Here is a 25,433-nt window from a genome sequence, read left to right as displayed (position 1 = left end):
CATCAATTACCTCCGGGGAGCGAATTGACGATTGGCTTCACGACCACATTCTTCACATTCATGGATACGGGAGCTCCCACGCTTTTTAAAGAAAATCCAATCCCTCCTGCCGTCAAAGATGTATCGGTAAATGAAGCAGCTTCTATCCCGTCAATGATTAGCTTGTAGGTTGATCCGTTCACTTCCACTTGGTATTGATGCCAATCCGCCACGTTGAAGCCCGGCAGCGCAGCGCCGATATCTACCTGGGCGCCCACCTGCTCATTGACAGAGGTATTCGGATACTTCCACAATTCCACGACTTTCGTATTTTTAAATTCCAGAAAATAATAACCGGTGCTCGACGCGTAACGGAACATCGTCCGGAAGCGGTCCCCTTTAGCCAAGAATGTCAAAGTGTAATTAGAGCTGCTGTAAGGTAGCAAAGATGGCTTCACCACCGCGCGTTGGGGGAATGTCGCCGTTGTCGTGCCTGCCAGCTGAGCCTCGGTACCGCTGCCCTGCACCTGCCAGTCCGTGCTGCCGAATAAATCCCACTTGCCAATCCCTGCCGCAAAGCTGTCCTCAAACAACGGTTCCAGCGTTACCGGACGATCGGCTTGTTTCAGCAGCTCAACATCGTCGAACCAAGCTGTTCCTGTTCCTTTAAGCCTCAAATCAAGCCTGACTTTCGACGCATCCTCCGGTGCCGTCGCCGTTGCTTCGATCGGGATCCAATTGTTGGTGCCTCTCACATTAGGAGACAAATACGTACTGCCCGTAACCGTAGTTCCGTCGCTCTTATAATACGTTATGCCAATGTGAGCTCCGTCGGCTGCGTTGACATTATCGCTCTTTACCCATGCTTTGAGCGTATAAGCAGTTCCAGGACTGACCGCGATCAGGCTGCTGTCTGCCAAGCTCCATCCGCCGTAATCGCCAGAGGCTGCATTGGCAATTTTCACGGAATGTCCGTACGTCCTCGACGTAACTGAATCCCATGCTCTTACAGGGCTGCCTGCCCAAGCTTTATCCGTCCAGTAATCAGGGCTTGCCGCTCCATTCTCGAAGCTGCTGTTCGGCACAGCGACAGAATTGCTTTGTTTCGTTATCGTCCAGTTGGCGAAGTCGTAAGTCAGGACTTCACCGCCCTGCGCAGCCGTAAAAAGATTCCCGTTCTGATCCTGCTGAAGCCAAGGCGTATCAAAAAGCTTAAAGGCTCCGTAGTTGATGGCATTGCCATTAATTTTATGCGTGTTATTATAAGCGTTTGCGGCATCATCGTAGGTAATATCCAGCGAGTCTCCGTTTAAGCTCCGGTAAATCAGGCGCGGATTAGCTTCATCAATATGCGAGCTGTCGACCGTCGTTTTCGTCAGAATCGCGTTCTTAAAGCTGGCGAAGTCCGCATATTCCAAGGCGTCCGCCGTTTCCAGCACCCACCCGTTTTTGTCAGCCTGACTGCGCAAAATATTGTAGTTGTACGAAAGCTGATTGGTCGGATGCAGCTTCGTCGTAGTTTTCACTTTATTCGCCGGGTCCGTAGGCGTTTGGTAGTACCATGAGTACGGCTTAATCATTTTAAAGGCAAAATACATCGGGCCGGCATTGCTAAAAACCCATCCGGACTGTTCCTCTCGGGAAATAATGGAACCCGTGTCCGGAAACATCGCATTCAAATAGTTCGAGGTAGGGCTATTCAACAATTTATACACACCGACGGCTGCTTTGCCGTCCTGCATGATGCGATGATTAGCCGGCTGATCATAATTGCCGATCGGGCTGTCGCCTTGGTCGGCATTCACCCGGAAGAGCGGATTGGCCTTGGCCGAATGCCAGCGCAGGACAACCGGAATATCTTCGATCCAGTTATCGACCCGATTGTAGGTAACTTCCGTGGCCAGGCCCCAGGCCGGCTTCACATACGCCTGACGATATGTTTTCAAATTGCGGCCGCTTGAATTTTGCAGATTCGTCTTGCGCGAAGCGTAGCTCTTATCGCCGGATTGCCCGATTCGGACAGCCATTTCGGGCGGCGTATAGCTCATGCCGCGATAGAGAACCATGCCCAAGTATTCCAGATAAGGGCGGTACGCGGAAGGAACTAACGCATCCGTTTCGCCGATCCCTTCTTGCGCGCGATTGCCGCCGAAATACATCCAGGACAGCGCCGTATGATCGGCCCCTCTCCATGTCAGATCGCTCGCCGAGACAGAATCGCCTTTGGCCCTGTTCGAGGTGGAGATGAAAGTGCCGTCGATCCAGTCATTGGCCCATTCGAACCACATGACGTCCATCGCCATTTTTAACTTCTGCTTAAAATCGGGCTCATCTGTATATTGGTACAACGCATTCAGACAGAAGTAGGTCATGAACGTATATTCCGGGCTTTCATACTCCGCCCACCCGTAACGAACCCCGGCGCTCAGCATCTCTTCAATATTCGCTCTGTTCTCGCTCTTCAGAACGGCGCCGGATTTGCCATTCAAATCCTGAAGATCAGGGAAAGACTGGCCTACCAAATAGCCTGCGGTATAATTGCTCATTCGGAGATTTTCCGTTTGCGGCAGCTTTGCATACGCATACTGCGCGAAATACGCTTTGACATGATCGATCATCGTACTGTTGAATTGATTGCCAACCATCAGGTAGGCATACATTTTGGAAACTGTTTTATACTGCTCGGCATCATAAGCTTGAAACATCTTATCGATTTTTTGCAGATTTCCGGCAACGTTCTGTCCATCAACAATTTGGGCGACATACTGGACAATGTTCAGCTGCAGACCCATCTCCGACATCGTTTTTGTTTTGTCCCACAGCCACTGTCTCCGGCTTTCCACTGTACCGGGAAACGGGGAGTTCGTGCTTTCCGCCGGCGGGACTTCACCGATGCTCACTTGGTCGAATTCCGCTGCAGCCAGCTTGCCGGTATTGTGGCTCGTCACCGCCAACCCGAAGTACACCGTCTCCGGCAAACTCACCGTCTCTTTCTTAATCAGCGTCCAGTTGATGCCGTCGCTGGAATCATACGCGCTGATGACGTTGTCTTTACGAACCAGCTTCACCCAATAAGGCGGACTCACTTGTGTTCCCGCCGTTGAGGTGGAGGCCCCGCCCGCTTGCAGCCGATCCTGGAAATAGGTCCCGCCGGCAGGCGTCAGCGCCATCATCACATTAGGCGACTGCTCCGACATGCTCGCACGGATCATAACGCCCGCTTTCGTCCAGGTTACGCCGTTCTCGATGCCATAGACACGCGCCACAACCTGCCCATTCCCTGTCCAAGGCCGGTACACATAATGGAACGCATCCTCGGTGCCAAAAATGTCGCTGCCGGAACCCTGCACCTTGATCCTGCCCGTAACCGGGTTGTAGTTTGCGCTGCCCGCAGGTTTCACATTGCCGATATCGCGATCTCCGAGCGGCTCAGGCAAACCGCCGACAGACGGATCTGTCGTAACCGCTACCTCATTGCTGGCTGCTGACAAGTTGCCCGCTGCATCTCTCGCCTTCACCAAATAGCGATAGGTGGTATTCGGTGACAAACCAACAACGGTGTACGCCGTGGCGGAACCGCTTACATAATCAACCGGGAAACCATCGCGATAAATGTCATATCTCGTAACTCCTACATTGTCGGTCGATGCTGTCCAACTCAAGTTAACACTCGTATCCGATTTCCCCGCAAGCGTTAACTGGGTTGGAGCTGTCGGGGCTTCCGTGTCCAGCTCCTGCGGGCTCTTCACTTCGGAAATCGCCAAATCGTCAACGAGATAGGCTTCGTCCGTGCCGCCTGTATCCACACGAACCGAGAACGTTAGTTTCACACTAGTAATAGTCTTCTGCCCGCCATTGGGATATACCTTGAATCGATAGCTGGCAAGATCGCTGTCGTCCACGGTTTTCAGTTCATTGGGCACAGTGTTCAGGTAGGCTGCCGTTCCCGAAATACTAGGCATATCTGCCGGGAAACGAGGAACCAGCACATTATCGTACGGAGCCAATTGAATCTGCGCGTAAATGTCTTTGGCTACAGGCTTGTTGCTTGCTGCGCTGCGCATCAGCTTGTAGGAAAAGACGAACTCGACAGGAGGGCTGCCTACCGGCATATTATAGATTTCATTCATCCGATTCTTGAGTCTGCCGCTGTTCAGCTGATAATAAAAAGAACTGCTTAAATTCGTCCCAAGGGAAGCATCGCGAAACTCAAGGGCATTGTTGCCATTGACCGATACGATTCTTTGCGATCCTCCGGATGTGTCGCTTGCCGGCGTAAAGGGGCTTACCCCTCCGTCAAAGTGTGTATCCATATCGGCCGCAAGCAAGTTATCCAGCGTGTAGGGGCCGCCCTCCGCTGCGATATGTACGGGCAAATTACAGAGCGCAAGCACCCCTATTAACAACCAACAGATCCATCTTTTGCTTTTGTCCATCATCATAAAACCCTCCTCCATGAAGAAATTTTGAATGATTTCGAATGATTAGTCGTTGTTTTGCTCCCTGTACTGATTAGGCGTTAAGCCCGTGTACTTTTTAAATGAGGTAAAAAACGTCGTTTTCGACTGGAATCCCGAGCGTTCCGCGATGTGAAGCACCGGCAAATCCGTCGATACGAGCAGCTTTTTGGCTTGCTCCAGACGCTCCTGATGAATGAAATCAGACAGTGTGATGAGATACGTTTCTTTGAAAACAAGCCGAACATAGCTGACGGAAAGCACTAAATAATCGGCAATACTTTCTAATGTAAGCATCGGGTCATGGAAATGCTGCTTGACATAGTCGAACATCTCCGAAGCCAGTTCCTCCTTCCGGTTGGAGGCGGAATGCTTGAGCGCAACGCTGTCGATAATGGTAACGAACTGGCTGTACACCCATTCCTTCACATCCAGCAAAGTATCGAACTTCTGAAGAAGCAAATCGACACCGCCGGGCTCTTGGTCAGACATGACTTTATTGAACGCTTTGAAAATGTAGAACAGCAGCAGCTTCAACTGGAACTGGCACTCCGTATACGACAGAGTCTGCAGCTTCGCGAATAATTCGTCCAACTGCTCGCGCACTTTCTCCTTCTGCGCTTTGCGCACAGATTGAATCAGCTCTTGCACCAGATTTTCATCGAAATCGGACTGTTGTTCGGACCAATAATCACCCAAATCGTCTTCCACGTACACTTTATCCTGCTCATTAAAAAATCGCAGCAAGGTGAGGTCATACGTGCGGTCATATACGCTTCGCATATTGCTATGCACCTCTGTCCGTCCGCTTAGCGCTACGGTAACATGGAATTGCAGCCAATGGCCGATCTCTTCTCTAGCTTGATAGACAGCCTCCGTAAGATTCATGGGATGCAAGTCGCCGCTAATCATCACAGCCACATGATCGCTTCCCAGATCGACGGTCTCGGATACGAAGCCATGCTTCTCCAGCACTTCTCCGGCGATATTGCCCATCGCATAAATGAGCAGCTTCCTCGATGCGTACGAATAACGATCCGAGAACGCTTGAAACCGGTTAATACGCATGACCGCCAAATAAATGTCCGAGCTCAGCAGTTTCTGCAGACGCGCACTCCCCGTTTCGAGAAAAGCCTCATTGTACCTACCTTGCAGCAGCCACTGCCGCAGGAACTCGTTCTTAATCACTTCGTGATGGTTGCGAATGACGCTGTTCATCTCCTCCATCGTTTTGACCATATGATCCAAGCCTGATTTAATAATCGAAAACTCTGTAGGATGCTTGTTCTCCGCCACAGGCAAAGTTGAAGCGACCGCTTCCTTCATTTGGGTGGCCAATTGGCTGAATGGCATGAAATGACGCCGCGAGTTCCAGAAGGTCAGAGCCGACAGCAGAATGAGCAGAAACAAGCACATGCCCAGAATTTCCAGTTCGATCCTGTCAATATTTTTGCTGATATCCTTCAGTTTTACGATCGAGTAGAGGGTCCAATCCTCCACCTGAAACGCGTGAGCATGAATCAAATACACATTATGGTCCAAATATACTTGATGATTTTTCAAATCCGGCTGGAGCAGCTGCTTGGCATCGAAGGCGTCGGAGCCTCCGAGAATGACCTGCTGATTGCCATCCACAATCAAAATATTGGCCGTCGCATCATTCAAATTTTGCAGCAAATACTTTTCCAGCAAACTCTTGTTCAGCAAAATAACGACATACCCCTGGCTAGCGATTTTGGAACGGTTGGATGGCACCGTCAACGCCAAGTAAGATTCGTTAGCCAGTGTATGATCGAAAAATCGGAGCATCGTCGGCGGCTGATTGCGGACACGCGTGAGCATCGCCTGATCTTCAAAATTAGCAAAAGTATGAATGCCGTCTTTCGAATTAATGACCTGCTCCGTCTTCATGTTCACCAAGTACGTCGAGGCGATGAACGATTGCAGACTCATATATTTAGAAACGGATCTGAAGGCCGCCGCCGTAGATAAGGGCTCGCTCTGATCGGACAGCAGCCAATTCGTAATCTCGGGGTCCTGGTAAATGTTCAACGCATAGGAACGAAGGTGGTCCAGCTGATACTCGAAGCCTTGACTCAAACTGTCGGTCTTCGTTGCCATCAATTGGTTGATATCCTCATAAGCCTGTTTGGAATATTGCTGCCTTAATAAATAGGAGAACAACAGGATGATTACTGTAAACAGCAGTCCCATATTCAAAAAATTGCGAAGGTACGTTTTTTCTGGCAGAAATCTCAGCATCTGAACTCCCCTTCATCGTTTCTTGTCCCTATTTATTAAAGCACATTTAGGAAGAACTGTGAGGTTCCAAAATTGATTCTGAGGTTTGATTTTTACTTTTTTGCAAGAAAGGCGTCAATTTGCTTCTGCTCTTCGAGTTGAATTTTTTTCGCTAAAGGCGCCGCTTCGGCTTTGAATTTGGCCCAATAAGCGTCAGGATCGACAACCCCGTTGAACAAAGCGGAATAGTATTTGGCCTCAATACTGGTGTATTGGGAAATCTCGTTGCTGACCGGCGCGTTGTTGAACGTAAACCCGGACAGCTTGTCGATCGTGAAATTGCTGGCATCCGCCGTCCACTTGTTCAGCTTCTTGGTCTCCTCGTTTTGGCTGGCATCCTGCCGGTCTGTCGTCGGATTCCAAATCCATACATAAGGGAACCAGGTGTAGCCGTCGCCTTTGAACGTATACTGGTCGTCTCCGATCGCTTCCCAGTTCTTATCCTTGACTCCATACACTAACAGATCGTAATTATCCTTCTGATTGGCCCAATCCAGGAACTGAATGGCCCGCTCTTTGTGCTTGCTCACGACAGGAACCGAGATGAAATTGTACTGCAGCGAGTTCGTCAAGACAGCGCCTTTATTCAGATTCATAAATGTGACAGCTTCGAATTCCGCCTTGGGATTGCCGCTTTTTAGGGCTTTCTGGATATCGTCCTTCACGCCAAAATCATTACTGGCAATGATCGCCGCTTTGCCTTGTTTGGCCGGCTCCATGACATCTTTGATAGCCAGTACATCCGGGCTGATGACCTTATCCTGATACAGTTTGCGGGCATTTTGAATCCATGACCATACCATCGGATCCATCTCATCAAACAGATTGTACACTTTGCCATCATTGTTCTTGGTGTACAACGTGAGGGATTCGGATAACGCAGGACTTGGTTGAATATTGGCCTTATTATCCGCCCAATAATGCCGGAATGCGCCTTCCGAGAGGCCTTTGTTCACATCTTGACCGGCCGGCACCAGCGGCGTGATGTTCGGCACCTTCTCTTTTACCGCATAGGCAAATTTGATCAAATCGTCATAGGTTTTGATGGGGGCGATGCCAAGCTGTTCGCGAAGATCCTTCCTCACGTAGTAAACACGTCCCTGAACAAAGGAGTTGCCGTTGGGGATGCCCATGATTTTTCCGTCGAATTTGTTAGCATCCCACATTTGCTGCGGACGGTTCTTAAGAATGTTCGGCCCGTACTGCTTGAGCAGATCATCAAGCGGCTCATAGCTGCCGGCGGCGATTTGCTGCGTCAGATGCAGCCACGGCGCATCGAAGATCAAGTCGATGTTTTCGCCGGATGAAAGCGTAACCTGCGTTTTCTGAGCCAGATCGGCCCATGGCACGAAGACAACGTCCAATTTCACGTTTAGGGAACCCGCCATCCTTTTCTCCGCTTCCTGAATCACGGCGTCGAAATCTTTGGGCCTGTCTCCGGGCACCATAATTTTGAGCGTGACGGGGTCCAGCTTCTTCGCTCCCACGGCATTTGCCGTACTGCCAGGCGCATTTGTCGCAGCCGGCTCGGCATTTTTACTCGTACAGGCCACAAGCACACTTGCCAGCATCACCATCGTTAGAGCGGTACCTGTCCATTTTGTTCGATTCATTGTTGCGACCTCCTGTAGAAATATGTTAAACCGAGAGACTCGGGTGAAGCCGTCCTGAACTTAACCTTTTACAGCGCCAATCGTAATGCCTTTCACGAAATACTTTTGCAGAAAAGGATAGAGGAACACGATCGGACCGATCGTTAGACAAACCGTTGCCAATTGAATGGCGCTCGTCGGAGCCGATACTTGATAGCTGGCCCCTCCGCCGACATAAGAGGAAACATTGAGATTCGATATTAATTGGCGGATCATCAGCTGCAAGGGATGCAGTTTATAATTGTCGATGAACAGCAACGATAAATACCAGTCGTTCCAATACTGAATCGCATAAAAAAGCGAAACCGTCGCAATGACCGGTGTGGAGATCGGTACAATAATTTTATAGAAAAGGCGAATATCCCCTGCACCGTCAATCGTTGCGGCCTCGTTAATTTCATAAGGCAGCGATTTATAGAAAGCAACGAGAATGAACGCATAGAAAGGATTCAGCAAATAGGGAAGAATGAGCGCCCACAAAGAGTCCTTCAGGTGAAGCCAATTGGTCACCATGATATAGAAGCCAACTAAGCCGCCGCCGAGAACCATCGCCAAGTAGGTTAAGAAGGAAAGGACATGGCGGTATTTCACCTTCGGATGCGCCAGCACATAGGCGAACATAGAGGTCATGATGACGGCCAGCACGGTTCCCGCAATGGTGACGATGAGAGAATTTTTGTAGCTGGTGAGGAATTGCCCCCCTTGCAGCAAATACTTGTAAGCGTCCAGACTCCACTCGCTGGGAAGAATTTGATACCCATATTGGAGGAAACTGGCCTCGGAAGCGAAAGAATCCGCCAAGACGATCCAGAAGGGAATCACGCAAACAAGGCTGAAAGCTGCAATGAATACATAGATGAAACCTAGAAACAGTTTCTCACGCCAGGACGTATCCGATTGGATTCGCGTTCGGGCCGTTTTATCAGGTGCTGCCATAACGGTGACTTCCATAAGCTCCTCCTAAAAAAGACTGGAATCGGAATCAATTTTCTTCGCGATTCGGTTAAAAATGAGGATGGTGATCAGGCCCATCAACGATTGATACAGCACGACGGCCGAAGACATGCCGAAGTTGCCCAGCTGGCGGAGTGCACGGAACGAATACGTATCAATGACATCGGTGGTAGGATACAGAATCGAATTGTCCCCGATAATTCCGTAGATCATGCCGAAGTCCCCGAAGAAAATACGTCCGACACCGAGCAGCATCAGCACGACGATCACCGAGCGGATCGAAGGAATCGTGATATGCAGGATTTGCTGGAACCGGGTCGCCCCGTCGATCTTCGCCGATTCGTAGTATTCGTTGGAAATGCCAACAATCGCGGCCAAAAAAATGATGGAATAGTAGCCAGAAAACTTCCAGATGTACACAAGTGTTAAAAGAAACGGCCACAGATGCACACTTTGATACCAATTTATCGTATCCATCCCCAAGCTCTTGAGCAAGCTGTTCATCAAGCCTTCCGTGCTCATAAAAGCGAGCATCATCAGACTGACCACCAACCAGGAAATAAAATAGGGAAGGAAAATGAGCGACTGGCTCAATTTCTTGAAGAGCGTCGACCTGACTTCATTCACGATAATCGCCAGAACGATGGCCATCCCTATACCGAAGATGAGAAAGAGCAGGTTCAGATACAGGGTATTGAACGTGACTCGCACCCAATCGTGTCCTCCGAAAAAAAACTTGAAATTGTCAAAGCCCACCCATTTGCTTCCCCAAATCCCTTTGACCGGTTGAAAGCGTTGGAACGCAATCAAATGTCCCATCATCGGAATGTAGGAGAAGATCGCCAAAAAGATAATGCCCGGAACGGCCAATACGTACAGCTGACGGTTCCTTGAAATCTCCCTAATGAAGCTCATAAGCCTGATACTCCTTCCTGTCTGTTGACGTTGCTGCTGTCTGCACCCTTACCTTAATGAATCCGGATGAGTCTGCATAGTTCGAATACTGCTTATTCCGGCCGAAAAGTCAGATTTCAAACTTAGGCGCGGAAATGGAACTTGGGGAGCTTGTGGAACTTGGGGAACTTGCGGAAACTAAATAAGGACCCAGCCTGCGGCTAGGTCCTGTTGGAGCGTGGGGAGCTTTCTCTTATCCCGATTCGGTTGAAGGGGTTCTATGTCTCGTGACGCTTCGGACACAGCAGCCGTTATCTTCGCGAGAAGCGTTATGTCACTCTGCTGGCGGACTCCAGCGTCCTTATTTGCCGATTTCGGGGCGAAATCACTCTCCAAGTGAGCAGGTAACAGCGCTGGTGTCCGTTACATACTCGAAGAGGTTCTATCCCATCGAATAAGGGCAGCTCGGTCCGTTAGCGAAGGTGAGGGGAGGAGGGGCTATTCCACAACTTTTAGCTCGTTTTGCAGCGTTAACTTCAACCTTTTGCTTTCTCCGCCTACTTTAACACTGAAAAACGACGTCTCAGCTGTCACATCAGCCTCCATCAAGCGAGGCATGGAGACTCCCCGTCCCTGCATTCCCATTAAGAACAAAAAAAGAAACCTCTCTTTAGCGGAATGGGGATACCATCCATCCAATCTAAAGAGAGATTTCTTTGTTTCTTGCCTAAAATCAAGAGCCTATCAGGATATCTACAGAAGCTTCCTGTAAAACAGCGCTTAACGTCTCATCCGGCGGGCTATCCGTAATAATACGATGCACGCCGTGCAGGGGCGCGAATGAGAACAAATCCTGTTTGCCGAACTTCGTGTTGTCCGCCACAACGTTCACTTCCGCAGCTTTCGCGATCGCGAGCTGCTTGATTTCCGCCTCGTGCATGTTCGAGTTGCTGAAGCCGTGCTGCGCGGTGATGCCTGTCGTTCCGATGAACACACGGTTGAACGCCATCTTCGCGATGGCCGCAGCGGCAACGGGCCCGACCAGCGTCGCCGTGTCATCCATCATCATGCCTCCGACGACGATCGTCGGAATCCGCTTGCCTTGGAGCTCAGCGGCAATGTTAAGCGCGTTGGTGACCACGGTGATGCTGCGGTCCGGTACCAAAAACTTGGCGATCTGCAGCGTCGTCGAGCCCCCATCCAGGAAGATGGAGTCTCCGACCCCCACCAAGCTCGCCGCCCGCTTGCCGATCCGCATCTTCTCCTCGATGTGGACATTCGTCCGTTCATGCAGGGCGATATCTTTGCCCTGCAAAATAGCCCCGCCAAAGGTCCGGCGGATATACCCCCATTGCTCCAGCTTCTCCATGTCCCTGCGCAGGGTCATTTCCGTCACTTCGAACATTTCTTTTAACTCGGCAAGTTTCACCTCACCGGCATGTCCCATCCGCTCGAGGATGATTTGCTGGCGTTGGTTCAGTTGCTGCTGCGTCATGAGCACCCTCATTTCCTTCATTTCGATGTCTCTATTATCCCAACATCTCACGCAAGGTTCAACCTTATTTCATAGTTGACGGTTTCCCCCGGTTCAAGGAAGACGAGCGATCCGCGCTCACGCTCTGCCCTTCTGCCTGCGACGTAACAATTGGCAGGCTCAATACCCAACACATGCGTGCCGGCCCCGGGCATTTTCCATTGGACCAAATTTGGCAGCGTATTGGCCGACCATTGCAGCGAAACCCGAACGTGCGCCCCTCCAGTATGGAGAGGGAAATTCGGGTTGTCGATCTGCACCAGCGGATTGCTGCTTGTACGGTGGTAATACACTCGCTCTTGATAATCCTTATCCGGGGCATGCCATACCTGATATCCATCCGTCGGTGTCTCCTGCTCACGCGCTTGCACCGCTGCCGAATGGAAGTTTATCGTCGTCTCTTCGCTTAACAAAGGAAAACCGAAATTAAAGTGATAAAGAATCATATGCGGACAACGTGCAAAGCCTGTATTCCTCACCTCGTCCTGAATGAGAAGGGAATTCGCTCCTAGCCTGCTGCGAATTTGCCTCGTTAAGCGCAGGCGACCTCCGAATATCGATGTCTCTTCCACACATCCAGCTATTCTCATTTCCATTTCATCTTCGTTCCAGCTGCTTTCGGCAGAAACCTGGCTCGCAGGCGTATGATGCATGCGGCCATGCAGTCCAAGCCTCTCGCCTTGATCTTCGCAGGATGACCCGACTTGCATGAGCCCGCAGGTCATCAGCAAACCGCCTGATGCCGTTCGCAGCCAGCCGCTGCCTTCCCCCTCATAAAACATGGGGTGCGCATCGCCGTTGCAGGATTGCCAGCTGATCGGCACCCCATGGAATTCCGCCAATGAAATGTCCAGCCCCTTCGTGGGCGTAACATAATAGCTAAGTCCTGCTCCGGTGCGGACTTGAATCTGCTCAACGCCCGCTTCTTTCCCTTCCGTGCCCATGAAACGCCGTATGCCGGCAATTTGCTCGATCCGGCCTACACGGGCCTCCAACTCCCGCCTCGTCCACTCTTTCCCGTACAGTCTCATGCAAGCCTACTCATCTTCCTGAATCACAGGCATGCGCAGAATTCGCGGATCGGTGAAAATGTCATACTCATCCCGACTCGTGCTGGAAAACTCAGAAATGACGGCTCCCTCGTCACCTGCCTGAAACCAATGCTTGACGCCAGGGTGAATGGTATACTGTTCTCCAGGCGACAGCGCCACTTCATGGAACACCGTGTAATAGGCCTCGCTGCCTGCCGGTATTTTCGCTTGAATGACAGGCGCTGCCTCTCCTTCTACATATAAATACACGTTTCCTGAGCGGCAGCGGAATGTTTCCATTTTACCTTGTTCGCCTTGTACCTGCGGATGCAAATGCTCAGGGCACGTTTGGTTGGCAAACAGCACTAATTCCTTGGCGCAATATCGATCCGTATTCACATACGTAACCAACTGCAAGCCCTGCAGATCAAGCTGACCGAGGCCGAATCCGGCGACTTCGATCTGCTCCTTTTCATGCTCCGTCAGCGCTATGCCGCTGCCCTCCAACATCGCCGCCGCTTGCTTTTGCGCGCGTACAACCTCGCTTCTTTTCATTCGGCATCCCTTCCTGTCCGGTACCCTTTATCATGCGGTCCAATCCACAGCTGCCGCTCGTTGATCGACCAATCGGTCAAGTCAAGATTCATCTTGCGCTTGGCCCATCCCCGTTCGATTCGGCTGACAACCTCCGACCAAGGAGGAATGCCGCTTGTTGCATCGGGCTGCTCCACATTGCATGCGCCTACGCCTACAGCCGTGTGAATGGCTTCTTCGATCGTCGTTCCTTTTAATAAGCTAAAAAGAAAGCCTGCTATCGTGCAATCTCCCGCTCCTGTTGTCCCTTTCACCTCTGCTTCAAAGCAGGAGGTAATAAATTCGCAGCCCAGCCACTCCTTGAGCATGCTTGGAGACGGCTTACAGCGCCCCATTGCCGATAGGCGGCCCTCATCAGAAGTCGTACGAACATATAGACCGTGTTCACCAAACTTGAGCACAACAATCGCTGCGCCCATCTCCAATAATTGCGTCGACAGCTCGGATAACAGCGATCCGGTCGCTAGAGACAGCAAATCGCCTGAAGGGGCTTCCTTCGCTAACTGATGAAAGCGTTCACGATTCAGCATATAGAGAACTTCTTCGAAGCTGGGCATGAAGATATCCACATAAGGCAGCGCATCGGCCAAAATGGCGATCCAATCCGCCTTCCCGGCGTCCGATTCTGGGTCGGGCTTAGCCATATCCAAGGAGACGGTTAATCCGCAGGCTTTGACCTGCTTCAACATACGGGTCAATTCAGAGCCGTTATGTTCATACATTCTCCGCATGAGGGGCGGATAACCAAAATGAAATAATCGCGCTCCCTCGAGCTGCTTGATTTTAACATCTGCAGCGGAATACGTATCATTAGCGCCCGTTGCATGCAAAAAGGCACGGTCCGTATGAGGGGGACTGATTACGATGGAATAAGAGCTATGTTCCCCGGGCGTTAGGATCATCCCTTCTACCAGGGATTCATCCTGCTGCCGCAAATGCGCAAGGATAGCTTCGCCGAACGGATCCTTGCCGATTTTCCCCATCAGTTTGACTTGGCTGCCAAGCCGATGAAGGGCAATCCCCGTGTTCGAAACAGCGCCTCCCGTTGAAATCACAGCGGGACCTATATTCACTAACTTACCCGGAACGAGTAAAGCACCCATTCCGGACTGTTTATCATCCAACGCCGGTATAATATCCAAACAAATATGCCCCGCGACGATAACTTCCGCAACCTGACGGCTCAAAGCTAACCTCTCCAATCTATTGAAATGGTTTGCCCCTTCTTATTTGATTCCAATGCTGCTGTGAAAATACGGTGGCTGTATGCGGTCTCTTCCGGCGTTGCGCAGTAGAAAGGCTGCTGCGTTTGCTTGCCGTGCGCCAGCTCATCGCAAAACGCGGCCCACATTTGCAAAATAGAATCCGAGAAGCCGAACTCGAAAATACCTCCGGTAATCGTTCCATAAGCCGATTTGTAGGGAGCATCTACGAGATGCCAAGCCTGAACGCCTCCTGGCGAATAGGGCAGTGAAGCGACCTGTTTCGGATTTTTCGTCGTGAATTCGGCCGACATTTCAGTTCCCGTGATGCGTATAAACCACGTATTGGCATGCCCTGGAGCAATCCGTTTCGTGGATAGAACCATCGGGAACTGCTGGTCTTCGCTGTCCACCTCGCACGCCAGAATGGCGTTGTCCCACGTTTCGCAAGGAACCATGTTCCCTTGTCCGTCCGGTCGTTCCGGCACGATTTTGGACAGTAAAGCACGAACGGATTTGGGCTTCCAGCCAAAACGCATCGGAAGATGCAAAACATGCATGCCCAGATCGCCCATACATCCATATTCGCCATTCGTCGCTATTCGCCTTTTCCAATTGATGACTTTGGTTGGGTCCAAATCGCTGGAATGCCAGAAGCCCGCTTCAACTTCAATGATTTTACCGAATTTGCGTTCTTGCACCCATTGATAGATCTGCTGCGCTCCCGGGAAAAAAGGAAACTCCGAGGAACAGCGAACGATCACCTGCGGATGCCGGGCAATGGCCTCCAGGATAAGCTGATTGGCCGCTTGATCGATGCCGAATGGCTTTTCGCCCAGTAAATGCTTGCCTGCCGTAATAATATCCACATAAATTTGCGCATGAAGATTATGCGGGACTGCGCAATAAACCGCATCGACCGAAGGATCTGCGAGGAGTTCCTTATAGTCCGTGTATACAGCTTCCACGCTGGATACGTTCTCTTTGAACCATTGCGCAGCAGCCTCGTTCGCGTCGCAGACTGCCGTAATTTTCGGCACAAAATCAATCCCCGTAAGATGACACCAGCGTGCTGCCGCGCTGGCAAACTCTTTGCCCATTAAACCGCAGCCGATAACGCCGAAGCGTATGTTTGTTTTAGACATAGCCAGGTGCTCTCCTTTTATTTGAAAATACCGCTAGGCGCAGCCAAGTAAGCCATTGCCTGCTCCTTCGTGGCTCCCTCGTGGACGATGGACATCAGCGCTTTTGTCATACCGGAAGGATTCTCGTGCTGAATGACGTTGCGTCCATACACAATGCCGGATGCACCTTGCTTCATCAATTCGATCGTACGGCTTACGATCTCCTCATCGCTGGCTCTTCCGCCTCCGCGCACAAGCACAGGTATTCCGGAAGCAACCTCGATCACGCGGTGATACTCTTGAACATCATCGCAAGGATCAGCTTTAATGACATCCGCTCCCAATTCAACCGCTTGACGAACTAGCGGCATGATCTTCTGAATATCGCCGTCTACCATATACCCGCCTTTCGTTTCATTGGCCAGCATAACCAGCGGCTCTACCATGAGCGGCATGCCGTATTTCTCGCATTCCGTTTTGAGCTTAGCCACGTTCTTGACGCACTGGTAATGAAGTTCAGGCTGATTGGGCAGCAGCAGCAGATTGACGCATACGGACACCGCATCCAAGCGGACAGCCTGCTCAATCGCCTTATCGATAAGCTCGCTGAACAAATAGCTGGGCAGCGTATGACCGTAAATGTTCGCTACATCTGTTCGCAAAACGAGCCCGATTTTCCGGCTGCCGGGAATCGATGGCAGATGCGCCGCCTGACCGACGCTTAACTGAATGCAATTGGGCCCTGCTTCCACAATGGTCGAAATGGCTTGCTTCATATTTTCAATACCGGATAGAAATGAGGCCTCGTTAAAAAATCCGTGATCGATGGCAACGTCGAAACATTTGCCTTGTTCGCTGAACATGCGATTTAGTCTTGGTTTTCGCGACAATAAAATCGCCTCCTTTAAGAAATGTTTGTTTATAACATTATATTATGTTATAAACAAACATTTGTCTATATCTTTGCAGTAAAAAACCAGCCTGCGGCTAGGTCCTTGTCTAAACTCATGCGTTGGAGCGTACGGGGGAGAGAATTGGGTAAGGAATTCCAACCGTTCCTCAAAATCGAGCGCGGCCATCGACTTCTCTTACCCGATTCGGTTGAAGGAAGGTTATGTCTTATCACGTTTCGGACACAGCGACCGTTATATTCGCGGAAAGCGTCGTGGCTCTCTGCTAACGGACAACAGAGACTTTATTTTCCAATTTCAGGGCAAAATCGATGCTCAAGTGAGCAAGTAACAGCGCTGGTGTCCGTCCCTCTGGCGAAAAGGTTCTTTTCCATCGAATAAGAGCCTCTCTGTCCGTTGGCGACAGGAACTGCGCTAACACCATTACGTCTGCTCAAGCGGCTGGAATGCCCCCCCATAGTAATGGGAACTCCATTCCCTTATTTCGGCGAAAAGTGGAATTTCGGGCGCCCAAGGGGAACTGCAGGGTTTTATTTCGCCTCAACAGTCTATCGTGCTGCAGGGATGGTGAAATAGCGGCCTCCAGTTCCCTCTCCCTCACGCAAAGGGATCTTTTCTTCAAAATAGCGGCTTGTAGTTCCCCCTATCTTCCAGCCAAGCATTTAAACTGGAGACTGGAAAGCTCCCCGGCCATAATGCCAAAAAAGCTCCCAAACACCTTAACAACAAGGCATTGGGAGCTTTAAATCTTGCAAGCAAAGGCGTCTTAGGAGAATGCCTGGACAGCTTTGACAGCTTTAACATCCTTGACATCCTTGACAGCTTTGACATCCTTGACATCATTGACATCATTGACATCATTGACATCCTTGACATCCTTCACATCCTCGACATCCTTGACATCCTCGACAGCTTTCACATCTTCAACATTCCGATCAATGCTCGGACTTCGTAATCCCCTTCAGCATGTCCCGGTACATCCCGGGCGTAATACCTTCCATCTTCTTAAACGTGCGAATAAACGTATTGCTGCTAAAGAAACCGACTTGTTCGGCGATATCTTTGATGGCAAGATCGCCACCCGCGAGCAGATTTTTGGCTGCGTGTATTCTCGCCTTATTTAAGGCATCCAGCAAGGTATCTTTAGTATGCTCTTTATAGACGCGGGTCAAATAGACCGGATTCATGCCAAAATGTTCGGCAATAGCAGCCACTCCCAAATTAGCTTCCTGGTAATGCGCCTGGATATAGACTGTCAACTCATCTACCAGGGCTGAAGGGCGGCTTTTTTTCTGACTTAAGTCATTCGTAATTTGCCCCAAAATGTCAGACAAACCCTTTTGAATATCGTTTACATTTTCGCATTCCAATAACCGCCATAAAGCCTTCTGCTGGTCCGTCATGGACACACGGCTGTAGTCCGCTTCATACAAAGCTTTCATAACCGTCCCGGCCATATCGAAAAGAAAGCATCGGACCATCTCGATTGGCAGAAGCTTATGAGCGTGCATAGCGTCGAAGACCTCGTCGAGAATCGCAAGCGTCAGAACGGTCTCCCCCGCCTTGATCGCTGTGATCAGCCGTTGTTCCTTCTCCCAAGTAAACCAGTACTCGGGTTCATGGCTCTGCAATTGTTCATACTGGATGATTTCCGTACTGCCCATCAGCATCATGTACTCCATGGCTTTCAAAGCTTCCAGATAGGCAATGGGAATACCGCCGGTCGAAAGGTGGATACGGCTTATTGAAGTTGTAAAATGAATATTGAACTTCGTTTTAATCAACTGCCGCGCTTCACCCATGAGCCGGTACAGCTCCTCCTGCACCTCTTCGTCCGAGCCGACCTGCACATTAATCAGTACAGCCAGCATATCGTCCAAATCCGTCACATAGGCGAGATGCCGCTGCCGGCACATTTCTTCGACAATATTGCCTACGATCATTTGAACGAACTTGCTCTGGCGTTCGCTGTCGCCCTGCTCATTTTTGAACATTTCCGAGTAATCTTCCATATAGATCAGCAAAAAAGCATAGCGTTCACCAATAAACGTGATACCGTACGTTTCCAATACCTCACTTAGCGGGAAATTCACTTCCAACCTCCCCTTCATCAAACGTTCGAACAAATAATTGCGCAGCACTTTATTTTGCTGATCGAGTGCGTGAAAAATTAGCGAATATTCGTTCTTGACTTCAGCCAGCGAAAACTGGGCTTGGCTTGACAGCGAACGCACAAGGTTGTGTACCGGATGATAGCTGCGTCTGGCAAGCCAATAAGCCGTTGCCGCGCCGATCATAAGCGTTGCCAGAAGCCCAGCAATCGTCAGATTGCGGATATACGAAGATTTTTCCTGAAATACTTTCACAGGCAGCACGGATATATATTTCAATTTGGCGCTTTCGGAGGAAATGTAGGACACCGCCATTTTTTCCCCATCCCAGGTTTCATAGACCGTACCGCTGCTCCCGGGCAGCAGATCATAGGAAATGGAGGAAGGCAGGCGAATATCTTTGGTCGATGCCAGAACGCCGTTCTCTTCATTTAAAATAAAAACAGAACCTTGATTAATCCAGTTCACTTTCTGAATCGGTTCTTGAAAACGTTCCATCTCTAATACGATGGCACTCGTAGCAAGCGGCTCCCCACGGTCTTCGGCGGGAAGAGACCGCATGTAGAGAATCGCCTGTTTCGTGATTCCGACATCGTTCGTATACGGGTACACAACCAAATCGCCCATATACTTGCGGTTAAGCAGCGAATACCATTCGCTTCTCGGGTTATTCGCCGTTTCATGATGCGTTTGATAATAATCGTCGGGATCGTAGACAGCGCTTTGCGACAGAAGAAAGTTGCCTTTTCGAAAATAGATGTAAGAATCGGTGACCATCTCGTGGGCCATCCTTAAACCTTTGAATTCGCTTAATGCCAAGGTGATGGCATACCGCGACTGCTCGGTCAACGGCTGTTCGGCATAGAGAAGCCCCCTGACCTGAGGCAGGAAGGCAACTTGTACGCTCATGCGATTGACGCTCTCGATTTGCGCGTCCAGGACCTGTTTGACTTGCTGGAGAAGTGCCGCATTGGCGCGGTTGATCTCTGTTTCCACCAGCTGCCGGACCTGCACGTACACAAAAAAACCAATCAAGATAGGAATCAGCAGGATGAGCGAATAGGAGAGAAACCATGACCACAAGATGCTCCAACGTTGAAATTTGATTCTTCTCTTCAATTCGATCACCGCCCCTCCTCTTCTCATTTTCTTACTCTTTAATGGCCCCGACCATCACGCCTTTCGCAAAATACTTTTGCAAGAACGGATATACAAATAAGATCGGCACGGTAGCGACAACAATCGTAGCGTATTTGATACTTTCTCCAATCGAGAACTGGTCCCCTGCGCCCGTCATCGAATCCGTACTATTTTGAAGGAGAATCTCCCTCATAATCAGCTGCAGGGGATATAGTTCACGATCCCGCAAATAAATCATCGCCGGAAACCATGAATTCCAATGACCCACACCATAGAACAAAATCATAACGGCAATAGCGGGCATAGATAAGGGGACAACAATCCGAAACAAAGTCGTAAATTCCCCTGCGCCATCCATTTTGGCCGATTCGAGCAGGCTTTCGGGAATGGCCGCAAACGACGTTCGCAAGACAATTAAATTCCATGTCGAGATGGCTGTCGGCAAAACAAGGGCGAGCAGATTGTTACCCAGATGAAGAGTATTATACACGAGTAAATAAGTAGGGATCAAACCTCCCGAGAAAAACATCGTAAACACAATGGCGATCATAATCGGCCGCCCGAACAGCAGCGATTTGCGTGACAGCGCATACGCAGCCAGCGAAGTTAAACATACATTGAGGATCGTTCCTCCAACGACAATGAACAGCGTATTCCGGTAACCCGAAACAATATTCGGGTTCTTCAGCACCATTTTATAAGCATCCACTTGAAATCCTAGCGGTTTAAATAACAAGCCGTTGTGACTCATCAGCAAATCGGAATTACTTAAGGAAGCAACAATGACATAAAGGAAAGGATACGCTGTAACGATGATGAACAAACACATCAACCCGACATTACAAGCATCGAACAGCACAGAGCCGTATGATTTTTTGTGCACAATGCTAACCGCCTTTCTTTCTGCGCTTTACCATAAACTCGTTTCATTCAGCTTGCGGCTAATATAGTTTGCACTTATGAGCAAGGTAAAGTTGATGAGCGATTGAAACAAGCCAACTGCCGTTGTGAAGCTGTATTCAAAGCTTCCTCCCAATCCTTGGCGATACACGAACGAATTGATGACGTCAGCGGTTTCATACGTATTCGGATTGTACAGCAGCACGATTTTCTCAAAACCAACATCCATCATATGGCCGATCTGCAAAATAAACAGGATGACGATGACCGGAAGAATACCCGGGATCGTGATGGTCCAAAGCTTGCGGAACCTGCCGGCCCCGTCCACAGTCGCAGCCTCGTACTGCTCAGGGTTAATGCCGGACAATGCGGCCAAATAAATGATGGAGCCCCAACCGACCTGCTGCCATATGCCTGATGTGACGAAGATCGTTCGGAAGTTGTCCGCGTGAGCAAGCAGGGAGGTTCTCTCTCCTCCCAACCAAACGACGATATTCGTAATGATGCCATCCCTCGATGTAAATTGGGCGATCATCCCGCATACGACAACCAGAGAGATGAAATGAGGCATATAGGTGACGGTCTGAACAAGCTGCTTAAACCATTTTCGCGTGAGTTCGTTCAATAAAAGCGCAAGCAGTATCGGTGCCGGAAAAGCGAACACCAACTGCAGCAGGCTGATAGCAAACGTATTGCGTATGACCCGCCAGAAATAGTATCCCTGGAAAAATTCGCGAAAATGATCAAACCCTACCCACGGACTGGCCCAAACTCCCGCAGCCAAATCGAATTGTTTGAAGGCGATGACAGCCCCATACATGGGACCGTACTGAAAGATCGCATAATAAAGAAGAACGGGAAGGAGCATGACATAAATGGCCTTGTTCCGTACAATATCTTTCATGGCAAGCCGGCAAAAGCCCGCAAGGGGAGGCGACCCCGGTTTACGGGCTTTTGCCGCAAGCGCTGGATGACTTGGCAAATGCGGCATAGCCTACACCTCTTTCAACGTTATCTTTTGTTGTAACGCTCTACCGCAGCCTGCTGCAGTTGGATGGCCTTCTCAACATTCATCTTCTTCAGCTGATTGACGTACTGGTCAAAGTTATCGACCGGCTCGGAGCCCATAATAAATTTCGTGTACATTTCATCGCTGAACGTTCTGACTTCCGCCATGATTTTAGCAAGCTGCTCCGATTCCTCCTGCGTTGCGCTGACTAAAGGCATTTTGACTTTATCCGTGTTTTTCTCGAATTTCCCCCATACCTGAACCGCATCCTTTTGCTGCTGAAGCTCGTAGAATTGTTCCAGGTAACGATCATCGTTGATTAAGCCGGGAGACGGGTAGTTCGCACGCGTATATTTGGTCATGGCGAGAGAGACGGCGAGCTTATCCGGGTTTTTCATGATCAAATCGGTATATTTGGGAGAACCGTTTTCCATCTTAAAGCTGGTTCCTTCCACGCCGAAAGTTGCCAGCATATGGCCCTCATCGCTGAACAAGTAGTCAAGCCATTTTACGGCCTCTTCCGGGTGCTTGTTCGCTGTCGTAATGGCTACGCTTCCCTTGGAGCGGTACGTAAAGTCCTTGTTGGCAAACTGAGGCTCGTCACCTTTTTTGAGCACCGGGTATTGGGCGCCAACCAGATTATATTTGGCATCCTTCTCCACGCCGCTTTTCATGTAGACGCCAATGCTGCTGCCGGCATAGCCGAAGACCGCCCCGGACTTGCCCGAAGTCATTTTGGAATCGAGCGTTTTCTTATCATTGGCCCCAAAATCGGGATCGATCAATCCCTCTTTATACCAGCTGCGCAGGAAGCTCAAATACTCCTTGTAGGCAGGCTCCATCGGACCGTATTTCACTTGACCGTTGTTCAAGTAGAAATCTCTTCCGATCCCGAACGCGCCGGCGACGAAGTCATTGAGCTTATTCGGATCCGCTTTATCGATATAAGTCGTGTACGGCGCCGCCACGCCCTTCTTTGTTTTAAATTCCCGCAGCACCTTCGTCCACTCGTCCAGCGTCTCCGGGACTGCCAGCCCCAGTTCGTCCAGCCAATCTTTACGAATAAGGGGACCGCTAAACGTATTCACTTTGCCGATTCCGAGCGATGGAATCACATACAGGGTGCCGTTGTCGGTTTTGACCTGCTTAGCGCTTTCCGGATGATCGTTCAAATACTTCTTCAGATTAGGCGCATACTTATCAATCAGATCATTTAACTTAATGATGACCTTGTCATTAATAGCCTTCTCCGGTCCTCCCGGATACGTGATCCAGTCATATTCAACCAGGTCAGGCAAATCTCGTGAAGCGATTAACAGATTGAACTGCTCTTTCTCGTTCCCCTGTGGCGGGTGAGAGAACTCGGCATGGATTCCCGTCCGCTTCTCCAGTTTCTTATACATCTCTACTTCGCCCAAATTTTTGACGACCGATGCCGCATTCGGATTCAGCGGGGACCAGTATTTGTAACTGATCTTATCCGAACTTTTATCCGAGCTTTTTGGAGTTGCTGCGCTTTCGCCGGTAGAACCTTGATTCGTACATCCAGCAGCCAGGCTACCTACTAAAAGACATATCAGCAGCAGGCTTGCCCTATGGTTTCTTTTCGAACTTGATGACTTTCGAATTTGCATATGACCTTCATCCTCCCTTTATGGCCCCCTGTAACAGCGGTTACAAAACTATATTAGCTAGCCGGCGAGCGATTAGAAATCAGCGATATCATGGATGCATCATCCAAAACCAACTTCCGCCGGTATCCGATTCCGATATGCGTATCCGATTTGTTACTTCTCCGTCAGCTTCATTGACAGTCTTTCTTATGTGCACGTAGAGTGAATGCTAGTATGAGATTTGAAGTTGCATAGGAGTTGAACTGCATATGAACAATCAAACGAAGCCGCACGTCGTCATCCTTATGGCAGATCAATTGCGCATCGATCTGCTCACTCCCGAATTCGCGCCCAATATCCACAAGCTATCACAGGAAAGTTTCCGTTTCAACCGGGCTTACTGTGCCTCACCTTTGTGTGTTCCTGCACGCGGATCGTTCTTTACGGGGCGGTATCCGAATCAGACCGGCTGTTTAATCAATCCTTGGGAGGAGCAGGATGCCTCTCATGGATACGTGCGCAAGAACACCCCCAATTTATATAAGCTCCTTGAAAAAGATTGGGACAGCTGGCATACGGGGAAGCAGCATCTGCTGACAGAGGATCGCTTCGATCGTTCCGTCCGCTCGCAAACCCATTGGCTGCCGCTGGAGGGTCGATATGCCAAGCACCTCAAAGAGCAAGGAAAACGAGCGCCTGGGGGAGCTGCTTTCCAAGGAATTGTTCCGGAAATGGCAGGCGGAACGACAACCCGTGCCGCAACATATTCCATTCCTGCGACCGGATGTTATGAAGAAGGGTTTGACGCTTTCTTCGACGGATTCATCCTGAACGATTCGTTATGCGCTTTGCAGCAGCGGGATCAGACGAAACCGTTGTTCTTGAGCGCCATGTTCCTCGCTCCCCATCCGCCGCTGGATATTCCGGATCCATGGTATTCGATGTACGCAAAAGCAGATATACCGCTTCCGGAGAATGTGGGCGTATGGGCCAAAAACCAGTCGCCGCTTCAGCTTTACAACCTGACAGGCGCGATAGGGGTCCGTTACTCCAGAGAGGACTGGCACCGGATTTGGACCGTGTATGCCGGACTTGTCCGGCTGCTCGACGACTGCGTAGGCCGAATCGTTGAAGAATTAAAAGCGCAGGGAATCTATGACGATACGCTTCTTATCTTCACCAGCGATCACGGTGAAATGCTCGGCTCCCATTGCCTCTGGCAGAAAATGTGCATGTACGAAGAGTCCGTACGCACTCCTTTATTCATGAAATTCCCCGAAAGCTTCAAGACCGGAGCCTGTGATTCGGATGCTCTTGTCAGTGCTATAGATATCTTGCCGACGTTATGCGATTTTTTGGGCATTGAGATTCCCGAAGGTGTTGCGGGAACCTCGTTGTTGCCGCTTGTGCATGACGGGCAATTAGACCGTGAGCGCCTTTTCATTCAGTTTGACGGCAACGGAGCCAGAGGCAACTTCCAGCGCTGCGTGATCGAAGGAAACTTTAAGCTCATAGTGGACTGGTTTAAAGACGAACTATTTCTTGAATTGTACGATACGGGGCATGACCCCCAAGAACGGGTCAATCTCGCATTTGAAGACGCTCAGCGGGATAAAATCCTTTCGCTGCTTGGACACATCAAAGAACATATGCGGGCCACAGGGGATTTGTTGGAATTGCCGGATGACGTTTATCCGGTGTTTATGGATCGGTATGCTTCTTTTCATGCGTAACAGCAAATGAATAGGCATGATAATTGGTCTTATTCCATCATAAATTTGAGATCCACGCGATGTGGGAACTGTATTCCCTTATTTTGGCGATAAGCGGATTTTCAGGAGCAAGAGGGTAACTACAGGGTCTTATTTCGCCTCAATGATCTAACTTGCTGCTCGGAATGACGGAATAGCGGCTCCCAGTTCCCATCCCCTTGCTAAAAGGACTATTTCTAGCAAAATAGTCGAGTAGGCGGGGCCTTTCCGTCTTGGATTGTGCCCCTTGCCCCTCACAGATCCGTACGTGCCCAA

18 protein-coding genes are annotated in these 25,433 nt (G+C 50.0%); 2 read left to right on the top strand and 16 right to left on the bottom strand.

Annotated features, from left to right (window positions below):
- Positions 1 to 2: 2 nt before the first annotated feature.
- The 5 genes from AC3WRW_RS27720 to AC3WRW_RS27700 form a co-directional block, all read right to left on the bottom strand.
- On the bottom strand, positions 3 to 4,418 hold the full coding sequence (locus AC3WRW_RS27720; RefSeq protein WP_492549459.1) for a fibronectin type III domain-containing protein: 4,416 nt from the start codon (positions 4,416 to 4,418) through the stop codon (positions 3 to 5).
- 45 nt (positions 4,419 to 4,463) lie between these two features.
- Complete coding sequence (locus AC3WRW_RS27715) at positions 4,464 to 6,698, bottom strand: AraC family transcriptional regulator (protein WP_492549458.1); 2,235 nt, start codon at positions 6,696 to 6,698, stop codon at positions 4,464 to 4,466.
- A 92-nt stretch (positions 6,699 to 6,790) separates the two neighbouring features.
- Positions 6,791 to 8,350, bottom strand: coding sequence for a DUF3502 domain-containing protein (locus AC3WRW_RS27710; protein WP_492549457.1), 1,560 nt, complete (start codon positions 8,348 to 8,350; stop codon positions 6,791 to 6,793).
- A 60-nt stretch (positions 8,351 to 8,410) separates the two neighbouring features.
- Positions 8,411 to 9,340 (bottom strand): carbohydrate ABC transporter permease, encoded by a 930-nt coding sequence (locus tag AC3WRW_RS27705; RefSeq protein WP_492549456.1) that lies wholly within the window; start codon positions 9,338 to 9,340, stop codon positions 8,411 to 8,413.
- Positions 9,341 to 9,349: 9 nt separating this feature from the next.
- Positions 9,350 to 10,258 carry an ABC transporter permease gene (locus AC3WRW_RS27700; protein WP_492549455.1) on the bottom strand — a complete coding sequence of 303 codons (909 nt, stop codon included), beginning with the start codon at positions 10,256 to 10,258 and terminating at the stop codon, positions 9,350 to 9,352.
- Between the two features lie 266 nt (positions 10,259 to 10,524).
- On the opposite strand from AC3WRW_RS27700, the gene AC3WRW_RS27695 reads away from it, so the two are divergent.
- The gene (locus AC3WRW_RS27695; protein WP_492549454.1) at positions 10,525 to 10,695 is read left to right on the top strand and encodes a hypothetical protein; all 171 of its coding nucleotides are present in this window, start codon (positions 10,525 to 10,527) and stop codon (positions 10,693 to 10,695) included.
- Positions 10,696 to 10,970: 275 nt separating this feature from the next.
- Here AC3WRW_RS27695 and AC3WRW_RS27690 read toward each other — a convergent pair whose 3' ends face one another.
- From AC3WRW_RS27690 to AC3WRW_RS27640, 11 genes are all read right to left on the bottom strand, one after another.
- Positions 10,971 to 11,732, bottom strand: a complete 762-nt coding sequence (locus tag AC3WRW_RS27690; RefSeq protein WP_492549453.1) for a DeoR/GlpR family DNA-binding transcription regulator — start codon at positions 11,730 to 11,732, stop codon at positions 10,971 to 10,973.
- Between the two features lie 47 nt (positions 11,733 to 11,779).
- Positions 11,780 to 12,802 (bottom strand): aldose 1-epimerase family protein, encoded by a 1,023-nt coding sequence (locus AC3WRW_RS27685; RefSeq protein ID WP_492549452.1) that lies wholly within the window; start codon positions 12,800 to 12,802, stop codon positions 11,780 to 11,782.
- A 6-nt stretch (positions 12,803 to 12,808) separates the two neighbouring features.
- Positions 12,809 to 13,357 (bottom strand): D-lyxose/D-mannose family sugar isomerase, encoded by a 549-nt coding sequence (locus AC3WRW_RS27680; RefSeq protein WP_492549451.1) that lies wholly within the window; start codon positions 13,355 to 13,357, stop codon positions 12,809 to 12,811.
- Positions 13,354 to 14,583 carry a carbohydrate kinase family protein gene (locus AC3WRW_RS27675; protein WP_492549450.1) on the bottom strand — a complete coding sequence of 410 codons (1,230 nt, stop codon included), beginning with the start codon at positions 14,581 to 14,583 and terminating at the stop codon, positions 13,354 to 13,356. The genes AC3WRW_RS27680 and AC3WRW_RS27675 overlap by 4 nt, the downstream gene beginning before the upstream one ends.
- Before the next feature lie 2 nt (positions 14,584 to 14,585).
- Positions 14,586 to 15,743 (bottom strand): Gfo/Idh/MocA family protein, encoded by a 1,158-nt coding sequence (locus AC3WRW_RS27670; protein WP_492549449.1) that lies wholly within the window; start codon positions 15,741 to 15,743, stop codon positions 14,586 to 14,588.
- Between the two features lie 17 nt (positions 15,744 to 15,760).
- Positions 15,761 to 16,585, bottom strand: a complete 825-nt coding sequence (locus AC3WRW_RS27665; RefSeq protein WP_492549448.1) for a class I fructose-bisphosphate aldolase — start codon at positions 16,583 to 16,585, stop codon at positions 15,761 to 15,763.
- Between the two features lie 814 nt (positions 16,586 to 17,399).
- Positions 17,400 to 17,552 (bottom strand): hypothetical protein, encoded by a 153-nt coding sequence (locus AC3WRW_RS27660; protein WP_492549447.1) that lies wholly within the window; start codon positions 17,550 to 17,552, stop codon positions 17,400 to 17,402.
- Between the two features lie 16 nt (positions 17,553 to 17,568).
- Complete coding sequence (locus AC3WRW_RS27655; protein ID WP_492549446.1) at positions 17,569 to 19,872, bottom strand: AraC family transcriptional regulator; 2,304 nt, start codon at positions 19,870 to 19,872, stop codon at positions 17,569 to 17,571.
- A gap of 22 nt (positions 19,873 to 19,894) precedes the next feature.
- Entirely contained in the window at positions 19,895 to 20,770 is an 876-nt protein-coding gene (locus tag AC3WRW_RS27650; RefSeq protein WP_492549472.1) for a carbohydrate ABC transporter permease, read from the bottom strand.
- 24 nt (positions 20,771 to 20,794) lie between these two features.
- Positions 20,795 to 21,688, bottom strand: a complete 894-nt coding sequence (locus AC3WRW_RS27645; protein WP_492549471.1) for an ABC transporter permease — start codon at positions 21,686 to 21,688, stop codon at positions 20,795 to 20,797.
- A gap of 107 nt (positions 21,689 to 21,795) precedes the next feature.
- Positions 21,796 to 23,427: an extracellular solute-binding protein gene (locus AC3WRW_RS27640; protein ID WP_492549445.1), complete on the bottom strand. Its 1,632-nt coding sequence runs from the start codon at positions 23,425 to 23,427 to the stop codon at positions 21,796 to 21,798.
- 248 nt (positions 23,428 to 23,675) lie between these two features.
- Between AC3WRW_RS27640 and AC3WRW_RS27635 the strand changes: the two genes are divergently transcribed.
- Positions 23,676 to 25,139, top strand: coding sequence for a sulfatase family protein (locus AC3WRW_RS27635; protein ID WP_492549444.1), 1,464 nt, complete (start codon positions 23,676 to 23,678; stop codon positions 25,137 to 25,139).
- Positions 25,140 to 25,433 lie beyond the last annotated feature (294 nt).

The sequence above is a fragment of the Paenibacillus sp. FW126-R14 genome, assembly GCF_058789495.1.
The sequence above is the reverse complement of the archived record's forward strand: the minus strand, read 5'-3'. Positions and strand labels throughout refer to the sequence as shown.